Here is an 11,433-nt window from a genome sequence, read left to right on the forward strand (position 1 = left end):
ACGACAAGGCGAACAAGCTCAACTTGCCCCCTCTGTCTGGGCCTCCGTCGTCGAGGCGGCGACGGAAGAATGGAACAACGCCCCTGACAGCCGCACCGCCGGGGTGAACTTCGGCCACCGGGCACAGCGCAGGCGTCCATCGCTGCTGGACACAGGCGCGTCGTACGTGACCGCACAAGGTCGGATCCCCGGCAGCCCGGCCGCCTGGGCAGGGGCTTGCCGGACAGGGCGGCAACCGCGCGGTTGCCGGTCGGGCATCATTGCCCGGAAGCCTTGAGGTGCCGCCGGGACCCGGTTAGCTGGTCCCACTGACGCCGACGAGGCCAAGCAGTCGTACGCCGCTGTCACACGATCGAGGGGCGGTCTCCGCGAGACCGCCCCTCCACGCTCGGAGTCCCGCTACACTCCCGCCGTCCAGCGAAACCCGCAGGCCAGACACCAACGTCCAGTCCTCCCCGGGGCCGCTGACCGGTACCGGAACAGTCGGGGCCGGAGTGGCTCAGCGCGTACCTGCGGCTCCGGCAGCCGGTGACCTACCGTCGTCCTCGGTCAGAGAATCCCTTCCTCCACGGGCTCTGCTCCACCGGACGCCGACACGCCCTCCCGGCGGGCGAGGGCGGCGAAGGCACTGACGGTCGGCCGGGCGAAGAACCGGGCCAGCGACAGCCGCACGCCCAGCTCACCGGTGGCCCGCTCGATCAGCCGGACCGCTCGGACGCTGTCTCCGCCGAGGGTGAAGAAGTTGTCCTCAGCAGTGCGGACCGGAACGCCGAGGATGCTCTCCCACAGCCGTGCGACCGACCGCTCGACGGGGTCGAGTGCGTCGCCAGCTCTCCCGTCAGACCGCGGCTGGGTGGTCGCGGTGACTGCGGCGGTCAGGCTCCGCCGGTCCACCTTGCCGTTCCGGCCCAGGGGGATCGCCGGCAGTGCCGTGATCAGCCGCGGGACCATCGCGTGCGGCAGCCGGTCATCCAGCCAGTGCCCCAGCGTCTTGACCAGCACTGCCCCATCCTGTCCTCCGGTGGGCACGACGGCGGCCAGCAGTTCGCGCGCCGCGCCGGTGCCAGACACGGCGACGGCGGCGCGGGCCACGTCCGGGTGCGCAGACAGTGCGGCCTCGATCTCGCCCAGCTCGATGCGGTGACCGCGTACCTTGACCTGGTCGTCGGTGCGGCCGAGGAACTCGAGCACTCCCCCGGGACGGTAACGGCCGAGGTCGCCGGTGCGGTACCAGCGCCGGCCACCGGCCGTGACGAAGCTGGACGCCGTCAGCTCCGGCGCACCGCGATATCCGCGGGCGAGCCCGGCGCCGCCGATCCACAGTTCACCGGGCACCCAGTCGGGCCGGTCCTCCCCGCACGGTGCGTCGACTACCCGGTAGCCCTGGTTGCGCAAAGGCATGCCGTAAGGGATCGACGGCCAGCCGGGGAGCGGCCCCTCGACGTCGTGGGCATTGGACCAGATAGCCGCCTCCGTGGCGCCGCCCATGGCGACGAGGTGGCAGGACGGGACCGACGCGGACAGCCTGCCGGGCAGGTCGAGGCCGATCCAGTCGCCGGACAACAGGGCCAGCCGCAGAGTACCGGGGACCTGCTCGGACTGATACTCGGCGACCGTCAACAGCATGTCGAGCAGCGCCGGGACGGTGTTCCACACCGTCACCCCGTGACGGACGCACAGCTCGGCCCACCGCTGGGCGTCGCGGCGCTCGTCCTCGGCGACGGTGACCAGAGCGCCACCGGCGGACAGCAGGCCGAAGATGTCGTACACCGACAGGTCGAAGTCGAGGGCCGAGACGGCCAGGACCCGGTCGCCGGCGCCCACGTGGTAGCGGTCGTTGATGTCCTCGACCGTGTTGGCGGCGGCGGCGTGGGTGATCTCCACGCCCTTGGGGCCACCGGTCGACCCGGATGTGAAGATGACATAGGCCAGTTGATCCGGGGCGGCGACGGCCGGGACGTCCAGGGGCTGGTGCCGGTCGGCCTCGGTGAGCGGTACGGCCGTGACCGGCCAGTCGTCGCCGGGATCCGCGGTCAGCGCCAGCCGTACGCCCGCCCCGGCGACGATACGGTCGCGGCGCACCCGGGGCTGGTCGACGCCGATCGGGACGTAGGCGGCTCCGGCGGCGAGGACGCCCAGCACGGCGGCGATCTGCTCGGCTCCCTTGGGCAGGCAGACAGCGACCGGTTCCCCCGGGGACACTTCGTGCGCGGTCAGCAGTGCGGCCACGCGGCGGGCTCGCAGGGACAGTTCGCCGTACGTCACGGAGCGGTCGGCACCGTCAGTGAGGATCGCCGGGGCGTCCGGGCGGGCTGCGGCGTTGCGGAAGAAGGAGGCGTGCAGGGACGTCTCCCGCTGGGGTGCGGCCGTCTCGTTGGCCAGCTCCCGGGCGATGCGCTGAGCCTGCGGCAGGCCGACCGGTCGGGGGGCGTTCCAGTCGGCCTCCAGCAGACGGTGCAGGTGGGCGGTGTACGCGGTGAACATGGTGTCGGCGACGTCCTCGGGGAAGAGGCCCTCGACGGAGTCCCAGTGCAGGTCGATCACGGTGCCCTCGGGTGTGCGCCGTTCGACGGCCTGGTGGTCGAGCCACACCTGCGGGGTCTGGGTGATGCCGTACACCTGGTCGGTGAAGAGTCCGGCCTCGTCCTCGCCTGCGTCCAGGCCGAGGGCGCTGGTGAAGACGACAGGCATGGTCACCTCCGCCTGCCCGGTGCGGCGGGCGAAACGGCGCAGCACCTGGACGGCGGAGAGGGAGCGGTGGTCGAGAGCCTGCCACAGCTCGCGCTGGGTACGGCGGGCGCCGGTCAGCCAGGGCTCGTCCGGGCGGTGTTCGTGGCCGACCAGGACCAGGGAGGTGAAGTCACCGAGGACTCGCGTGATGTGCGGATGGGCTTCGCGCCGGTCGAACAGGGTCAGGTTGACCGTGAGGTCCCTCTCGGCGCTCCACAGGGACAACACCTCGCAGTACGCCGTCAGCAGCACGGCGGACGGGGTGACGCCGTGGGCGCGGGCGCGTTCCTCCAAGGCGCGGCGGGCCTCCGGGTCCAGAACGGCGGTGCGTCGCTCGAAGCGGGGGGCGGTGATGCCGGCCGGGTCGCCGGCGAGCGGCAGCCGGGGCGCGGGGGGCAGCGTGTCGAGCCGCTTGTTCCAGTGCTGTTCGGCTGCGGCGAGTTCGTCGGGGTCGGTGCTGGTGGCGAGCACGTGATCGCGGAAGGTGACGTCTACCGGTGGTAGCTCGGCGTCGGGATCGGCGTAGAGAGCGGACAGCTCGGAGTAGAAGGTGAGGATGCTCAGCGCGTCCAGGACCAGGTTGTCCATGCCGACCGCGAGGCGTGCGCCGTGGTCGTCGCGGACGGCGGCAACGCTGAACAGCGGCCACTGGCCGGGGTCGAAGACGTGGTGCGACCAGGTATCGCGCAGGGCGGCCCGGGAGGCGTCGGGGTCGCCTGCTGCTTCGGTGACCTCTACGGTGAAGCGGGGCACCTCAGCCAGGACGCGCTGGTTGCCCTCGTCGTCGAAGACGGCCCGGAGCATCGGATGCCGCGCCACGAGACGGTTGACGGCCTCCTCCAGACGGGGCACGTCCAGGCCGGGTATGTCGTACTCGCGGTAGAAGTGGCAGCCGACGCCGCCGAGGGTGAAGTCCTCGCCGCGGCCCAGCCAGTAGGCGAGCTGCACGTCCGTGGGCGGGAACGGGTCGTGGCGGTGCTCGGGGTCGGGTGCGGGCGGCTGGGCCGGGGGACGCGCCGGGCCGAGGTGGAGGGTCTCGGCGAAGTCGGCGAGGCTCGGATGGGCGAACAGGGCGCTGAGTGCGATCCCCTGTGCCCCGTCTGCCCGCAGCCGGCTGATGAGGCGGGTGGCCAGCAGCGAGTCGCCGCCCAGGGCGAAGAAGTCATCGGTGCGTCCGGGCCCGGGTGCGGGCAGCCGGAGAACGTCCGTCCAGGCGGCGGCGACGAGGCACTCGGCATCGGTGCGGGGCGGCTCGTGTACGGCCGGTGCGCCCTGTTCCTGGTGGTCGGCGGCCAGTTCGGCCAGGCGGGCCCGGACAGCGGCGCGGTCGGTCTTGCCGTTGCGGGTCAGCGGCAGCTCGTGGAGCACCGCTGTGGTGTCCGGGACCATGGCCGGCGACAGGAGTGTGCCGAGGTGCTCCCTGAGATGTGCGGGCGAGGGAAGCACTCCGGGAACGGGGACGACGGCCGCCGCCAGCCGACGGCTCGGCAGCAGCACCGCGACGGCCTCTGTCACCTCGGCGTGGGCGGTCAACGCCGCCTCGACCTCGCCCAGTTCGACCCGGTGCCCGCGCACCTTGACCTGGTGGTCCGTGCGGCCGAGGAAGTCCAGGGTGCCGTCGGCGCGGTAGCGGGCGCGGTCTCCCGTGCGGTACCAGCGCAGGCCGTCGTGCTCGACGAAGCGATCGACGGTGCGGCCGGGGTCGCCGCGGTAGCCGCGGGCCACTCCGCCGCCGCCGATCCACAGTTCACCGGGCACCCAGTCCGGGCAGTCCCGGCCGAGCGCGTCCACGACCCGGCAGCGCACACCGGCGAGCGGACGGCCGTAGGGGACGATGCTCCAGTCCTCGGGGACCGGGAGCGTGACCTCCTGCCAGGTCGAGTGGATGGCGGCCTCGGTGGTGCCGCCGAGCCCGGCGAGGCGGCAGTCGGGAGCCTGGCGGGCGAGCCGTCCGGCCAGGTCGACGGTGACCCGGTCACCGCCGAGCAGGACCGCCCGCAGCGGCAGGGGGCCGGCCGTGTCCGTGGCATCCGTCCCGGCCTCCGCGACGGTGAGCAGCATGTCGAGCAGGGCGGGCACGCAGTTCAGCACCGTCGCCCGGTGGGTGTGTGCCAGGCGGAGCCACGCGTCGGCGTCCCGCCGTTCCGGCTCCCGTACGCAGACGACGGCTCCCCCGGTGCCCAGCGGCGCGAACAGGTCGAAGACGGAGAGGTCGAACTCCAGCGCGGACAGCGCCAAGGTGCGGTCGGTGGCGCCGAGTCCGAGACGGTACCGCAGGTCGGCCACGGTACCCATGGCCGCCGCGTGGGCCATCTCGACGCCCTTGGGTTCGCCTGTCGATCCCGAGGTGTACAGCACGTAGGCGAGGTCGTCGGGCGTGCCCGGCACCGGAGCGGGCAGCGGGTCGGCGGTGAGGGCCGTGTCCAGGCGGTCGAGGAGGAGCCGGGCGCCGGCGGACTCCAAGACGCGGTCGCGACGGGCGGGCGGCTGGTCGACGGCGACGGGGAGATAGGCGGCGCCGGCCGCGAGGATGCCGAGGACCGCGACGGCCTGCTCGGGCCCCTTGGGCAGGCTCACGGCGACCAGGTCACCGGGGCGCACGCCGTGCGCGTGCAGGTGGCCCGCGACGGCGAGGGCGCGCGCGGCGAGTTCGGCATACGTGAGGTGCTCGGTACCGGTGCCCCACAGCAGCGCGGGCGCTTCGGGGGTGGTGGCGGCATAGCGGAAGAACTCGTCGTGCAGGCGCAGTCGGGCGCCGGGCGGACGGCCCGTGTCGTTCACGGTCTGCCTGGTCTGCCGCTGTCCCGCGGGCAGCAGGTCGCCTGCCGGGGTCGTCCAGGCGTGTTCGTCGTCGGTGAGCCGGCCCAGGAGGGCGGTGTACGCGTCGAACATGGCATCCAGGACGCCGGGCGCGAACGCGGCTTCCCTGGCGTCCCAGTTGACCAGCAGTCCGCCGTCAAGTTCGGTGACCTGGGCGTCGAGCCACACCTGCGGGCCCTGGGAGATGATCCATGCGGGTTCACCGAAGACGCGGGTGACCGAGGCGGGGAAGAGCGGGCCGAGGCCGAGCGCGCTGGTGTGGACCACGGGGGCGAGGGTCTGGGCGCCACGGTGCCGGCCGAGGTCGCGCAGCACCTCCACGCCGGAGTGACGGGCGTGCGCCGCGTCGGCGTGGAACCGCTCCTGAAGCCGTCCGGCCCTGTCGGCGAAGGTGCCCGGCTCGGTGCCGTCCCAGGCCAGAAGGACCGAGGAGGTGAAGTCGCCCACCAGGTTCTCGACGTCCGGGTGCAGGGGTTCGCGGTCGAACAGGGGAAGGTTGAGCAGGAAGGAGGGCTCGCTGCTCCAAGCGGTGAGCACCTCGGCGAAGACGGCGGTGAGCGCGAGCGCGGGAGTCAGCCCGTGGGCCCTGGCCCGGCCTTCGAAGGCGGCTGCCCGCTCGGGGCCGAGGATTCGGTGCCTGCGGACGACGGCCGTGGCGTCGGCGTCGTGGCCCGCGGCGGGCAGTTCGGGGGCCCCGGGCAGGCTGTCGAGGCGGTCGCGCCACCAGGCACGGTCCGCCTCGTACGCGGCACGGGCGGGGCCGGCCCGGTGGGACTCGCGGTCGGACAGGTAGCGGCGGAAGGAGTAGCCGGGCTTGGCGCGCGGCGCCTGGCCACCCGCGCTGTAGGCGTCGGCGAGGTCGCCCAGCAGGACCCGCAGGCTGAGCGCGTCGGCGGCGATCATGTCGAGGTTGACGTGGGTGCGGGTACGGCCGCCCGGCAGCAGGGTGAGCCGGACGTCGAAGACCTCACCCGAGCGGATGTCCATCGCGCGGTGCGAGAGCGCGGCGCGCACGCGGTCCAACGCGGCCTCAGCGGCTTCGGGTTCCTCGTCCCGCAGGTCGGTCACGCGCAGGCCGGGCCAGGGGGCGCGTTCCAGGACCTCCTGGGTGCCGTCGTCCAGAACGCGGACCCGGAGCATGTCGTGGCGGGCGAGGACGGAGCGTACCGACGCGTCGAGGCGATCGGGGTCCACTCCCGTGCCGTCGAACTCGTGGTAGAAGTGCGCGGCCACGCCGCCGAGTCGCTGTCCGGGGGAGCGTCCGGCCCAGTAGGCGTGCTGCATCAGGGCGAGCGGGAAGGGTTCTGCAGCCTCGTCGTCGCCCTCCGGTGCGATGCCGGGCTGCGGCGCTGTGGAGGTATGCGTACCCGCTCGGGAGAGCAAGGCGTGCCAGGCGGCGGGTGTCGGGGCGGCGGCGAGTGCGCCGAAGGACACCTCGGTCCCGGCGCGCCGCCAGCGGGCCGTCAGCTTCATCAGGGTGATGGAGTCCAGGCCCAGGGCGATGAGATTGTCGTCGTCGTGGAGGGTGCCGGGCGGCAGGTCGAGTACCGCCGCGAGCCGGGTGCGCAGGACCTCCAGGTCCGTTGTCTCGGCGGTGGCCGGATCGGTCGAGTCGGTCAGCACGGGTCTTCCTTCTGTCTCGCGGGTATACGGGCCGGCACGGCGGGGACGGCCGCCGCGCCGGTGTCCGTGGTGGCCTGTGGGTACGGCCCGTAGGTGGGTTCTCGGAGTCGGCCGGTGTCACCGGGCCCGGGGTCGGCCGCTGGCACCTTTCTCGGGGTCGGCCGGTGTCACCAGGCCACCGGCAAGGTGGCCGGGCCTCGGAGGAAGGCGGCCGACTTCCACGTCGCGTCGCCGGCCATACGCAGACCCGGCAGCAGTCGGGCGAGTGCGGTCAGTCCCTCCTCCAGTTCGACCCGGGCCAGCGCCGCGCCGGCGCAGTGGTGGATGCCGTGGCCGAAGGCGAGGTGCCCCGTGGTGTCGCGGTCGGGATCGAGCGCGTCGGGCCGGGGGAAGCGCAGCGCGTCGCGGTTGGCAGCGCCGATGGCCACGAGCACGGGCTCGCCCGCGCGCACCGTGGTGCCGCCCACCTCCACGTCCTCCAGGGCGTAACGCGGCAGCGAGGCGGAGGCGGCCAGGGGGACGTAGCGCAGCAGTTCGCCGACCCAGGCGCGGGCGCGCTCGGGGCGGCCGGCCAGTTCGGCGAGGGCGTCGGGGCGTTCGGTGAGCAGGACCCAGGTCAGGTTGGCGAGTTGCGTGGCGGTGGTCTCGTATCCGCCGAGCAGGATCGCGATGCACAGCTCGATCAGTTCGTCCCGGGAGGCCCGGTCGTCGGGGGCGTCCTCGTCGCGGGCCCGCAGCAGCGCGGTCATCAGGTCGTCGGCGGGCTCGGCCTGTCGCTCGTCGAGCAGGTCGCCCATGTACGCCTTGAGTGCGCCTGTCGCGGCCATGAAGTCCCGCGGCGTCGCCCCGCTGGTGGACAGGACCGCGTCGCTCCAGCCGCGGAAGCGGTCCCGGTCCTCGGCGGGGACGCCCAGCAGTTCGCAGATGACCGCGATCGGCACGGGAAGCGCGACGTGTTCCACCAGGTCGGCGGGGGCTCCCCGGGCGGTCATGCGCCGGACGGCGTCCTCGGTGAGGGCGCGGACGCGGGGGCGCAGCGCCTCCGCCCGGCGGGCGGTGAAGGCGCGGGCCGCCGGGCGGCGCAGCCGGGTGTGGTCGGGCGGGTCGGTGGCGACCAGGCCGATGGGGCTGACCGGGGTGGTACGCGGCGCGTCCCGCTGGGTGTCCGCTCGGGAGAAGCGGGCGTCGGCGAGGACCGCGCGGGCCTCGTGGTGCCGGGTGACGAGCCAGGCCGGTTCGCCGTAGGGCAGTTGGACACGCAGCAGGCCGGGGCTGCGTTGGGCGACGAGGTAGGCGTCGGCGAGTTCCAGGCCGGTGTCCGTGTTGAAGGGGTAGGAGACGGGCCTGGTCACAGTGCCTCCGCGGTGGCTTCCATGGTGCGGGCGAGTGCGGCGCGGTCGACCTTGCCCGCGCCTGTGCGGGGGAAGCCGTCGAGCGTGCGGACCCGGTCCGGGTGCTTGAAGGCGGCGAGGCCCCGGGTCACCAGGTGGTCGATGAGGTCGCTCCGGGTGGGGGCCTCGCCGCGGGGGACGACGAAGGCGCAGGTGCGCTCGCCCATGTCGGCGTCCGGGTAGCCGACCAGGGCCACGTCGTGGACGCGGGGGTGGGCGAGAAGGTGATTTTCGACCTCTTCCACCGGGACCTTGTCGCCGCCCCGATTGATCACGTCCTTCAGCCGCCCCTCGACGACGAGGTTTCCGCCGGGCAGCCGGCGCACCAGGTCACCGGAGCGGTAGAAGCCGTCGGCGGTGAAGCCGGTGGCATTGTGCCGTTCGGCCCGGAAGTATCCGCGCAGCGTGTAGGGGCCGCGCGTCCACAGCTCGCCCGGCTCGCCGTCGGGCACGTCCGTGCCGTCGGGGGCGACCACGCGGACCTCGTCGGCCTCGCACAGGGGGCGGCCCTGCGTGCGGAAGACGGTCTGGTCGGGGTCGTCGAGGCGGGTGAAGTTCAGCAGCCCCTCCGCCATGCCGTACACCTGTTGCAGGGCGCAGCCGAGAACCGGGCCCACCCGCCGGGCGCTCTCCTCCTTGAGCCGTGCGCCGCCCGCCTGGAGGAGGGCGAGGCTGCTCAGGTCGGGGGCGAGCAGCTCAGCGGCCTCCAGCCAGGCGAGGACGAGCGGGGGGACGAGGGCCACGGTGGTGACGCGTTCGCGGGCGATGAGGCCGAAGGCGGTCTCCGGATCCGCCGAGGGCGCCAGCACGGTGGTGCCGCCGGCGTGCAGGGTGCCCAAGAGGCCGGGGCAGGCCAGGGCGAAGTTGTGGGCGGCAGGCAGGGCGAGAAGGGTCACACTGCTCGCGTCGAGTCCGGCGACCTGCGCGCTCGCCCGCAGGTTGTAGGCGTAGTCGTCGTGCGTGCGCGGGATCAGTTTGGGCAGTCCTGTGGTGCCGCCGGACAACAGGAGTACGGCGACGTCCCCGGGGCGCGCGTCGTCGGGGGCGCCGGGATGCGGCTCGGCGGACAGCAGCGCCTCGAAGGGGGTGAAGGCACCGGATTCGGCGGGGCCGCTGGTGAACACGTGGCGGATGGTGTGGGCGCCGGTGCGTACCGTCCGAGCCAGCCCGTCCTGTTCCGGGCCACCACCCTCCACGACGCACGCGACGGCGCCGGAGAGCCGGGCGAGGTGGACGAGTTCGCTCTCCCGGTGGGCGGGCAGGGCGAGGACGGGGACCACGCCGGCGCGGAAGCAGCCGAACAGCAACATGACGAAGGGCAGGGAATTGGGCAGGTGGACCAGGAGGCGGTTGCCCGGCTTGAGGCCGCGGGCGCGCAGTCCGGCGGCCACCCGGTCGGCGGCCTCGTCGAGTTCGGCGTAGCTCAGGCGCTGCCCGTCCGCCACCAGGGCGGTGTGCGCGGGGGCGCGGCGGGCACCGTCCCGGAGGACGGAGCCGAGGGTGGTGCCGGTCCAGTAGCCCTCGGCGCGGTAGCGCGCGGCGACCGGCTCGGGCCAGGGGGTGAATCCGTCGAGCAGGGGCACGGTGATTCCTCGGTCGATGGGCGGGGTCGGGGTCATCCGGCGGCGGGGGCAAGCCGCAGCGGCAGGGCTTCCAGGCCGTGCATGGCCGTGGAGAAGCGCCAGCGCAACGCGGACTCGTCCACGGCCAGTTCGAGGTCGGGGAAGCGGGCGAGGAGCCGGCCGAAGGCGATCTCCCCCTCCAGGCGGGCGAGTGCGGCGCCGACGCAGTAGTGGATGCCGTGGCCGAAGGCGAGGTGTCCGCCGGCGGGCCGGGTGAGGTCGAGCCGGTCGGGTTCGGCGAACCGCTCGTCGCGGTTGGCGGCGAGCCAGGACACCATCACGAAATGGCCCGCCGGGATGGTGACGCCGCCGAGTTCGACCTCCTCGGTGGCGTAGCGGGGGCTGGAGAGGTTGTTGGGGGTCTCGTAGCGCAGGAACTCCTCGACGGCCTGCGGCATCAGTTCGGGCCGGGCCTTGAGCAGGGCGAGCTGCTCGGGGTGGCGCAGCAGCGCGAGTACGCCGCTGCTGATGAGGTTGACGGTGGTCTCGAAGCCGCCGGTCAGCAGCACGACGGCGGTGGCGATCAGTTCGTCGCGGGAGAGGCGGTCACCGCCGTCACTGACGTGGACGAGGCGGGTGAGCAGATCCTCACCGGGCTCGCGGCGTTTGGCCTCGACGAGGTCGCCGAGGTAGGACGCCATCCGCGTCGAGGCGGCGCCGATCTCCTCGGGGGTGACGGCGGCGACCATGGTGTGCGTCCAGGCGGTGAACCGCTCGCGGTCCTCGAAGGGGATGCCGAGGAGTTCGCAGATGACGCGGATGGGCAGGGGCAGCGCGTAGTCGGCGAGGAGTTCGCTCTGCGGCCCCGCCTTCTCCATGGCGTCGAGGAGTTCGTCGGTGATGGCCTCGATACGCGGGCGCAGCGGGGCGACGGCGCCGGCGGTGAACACCTTGGTGATCAGGGAGCGCAGCCGGGTGTGGTCCGGGGGGTCGAGGTTGAGCAGGTTCTTGGCGAGTTCGGGGGCGAAGTGGCTCTCGGTGTCCTCGCCGCCGCCCAGTCGCAGCCGCTCCAGCCGGTCGTAGACCCCGTCGCTGCTGAAGCGGGGGTCGGTGACGGCGGTGCGGGCCTCTTCGTGGCCGCTGACCAGCCAGACGGGAAACCCGCCGGGCAGTTCCACAAAGCGCACGGGCGCGGCGGCGCGCAGCTCGGCCGCGACGGCGTGTGCGTCCTGGATGAAGCGCTCGTCGAGCGGGAGCGGGGCGGTGGGCAAGGGGGCGGTCACTGGGTTCCTCCGGGGASACAGTGC

The 11,433-nt window shown here is 73.4% G+C and carries 4 protein-coding genes; all 4 read right to left on the reverse strand.

The features are described from left to right. Positions 1-549: 549 nt before the first annotated feature. The 4 genes from AB8Z75_RS10840 to AB8Z75_RS10855 all read right to left on the reverse strand — a co-directional run bounded on the left by AB8Z75_RS10840 (position 550) and on the right by AB8Z75_RS10855 (position 11,409). Complete coding sequence (locus AB8Z75_RS10840; protein ID WP_369201246.1) at positions 550-7,173, reverse strand: amino acid adenylation domain-containing protein; 6,624 nt, start codon at positions 7,171-7,173, stop codon at positions 550-552. Between the two features lie 167 nt (positions 7,174-7,340). Next, a complete protein-coding gene (locus AB8Z75_RS10845; RefSeq protein ID WP_369201247.1) occupies positions 7,341-8,525 on the reverse strand; it encodes a cytochrome P450 in 1,185 nt (394 codons plus the stop codon). Then, positions 8,522-10,183: a (2,3-dihydroxybenzoyl)adenylate synthase gene (locus tag AB8Z75_RS10850; RefSeq protein ID WP_369201248.1), complete on the reverse strand. Its 1,662-nt coding sequence runs from the start codon at positions 10,181-10,183 to the stop codon at positions 8,522-8,524. The genes AB8Z75_RS10845 and AB8Z75_RS10850 overlap by 4 nt, the downstream gene beginning before the upstream one ends. After that, positions 10,180-11,409, reverse strand: a complete 1,230-nt coding sequence (locus tag AB8Z75_RS10855; protein ID WP_369201249.1) for a cytochrome P450 — start codon at positions 11,407-11,409, stop codon at positions 10,180-10,182. Before AB8Z75_RS10855 ends, AB8Z75_RS10850 begins: the two co-directional genes overlap by 4 nt. Positions 11,410-11,433: the final 24 nt, after the last annotated feature.

This window comes from Streptomyces sp. PU-14G (assembly GCF_041028275.1).
In the GTDB taxonomy this organism is placed as follows: domain Bacteria; phylum Actinomycetota; class Actinomycetes; order Streptomycetales; family Streptomycetaceae; genus Streptomyces.

Excerpts from the sequence above, each read along its gene's own strand:
- AB8Z75_RS10850 (WP_369201248.1), bottom strand. The coding sequence starts at position 10,183 with ATGACCCCGACCCCGCCCATCGACCGAGGAATCACCGTGCCCCTGCTC.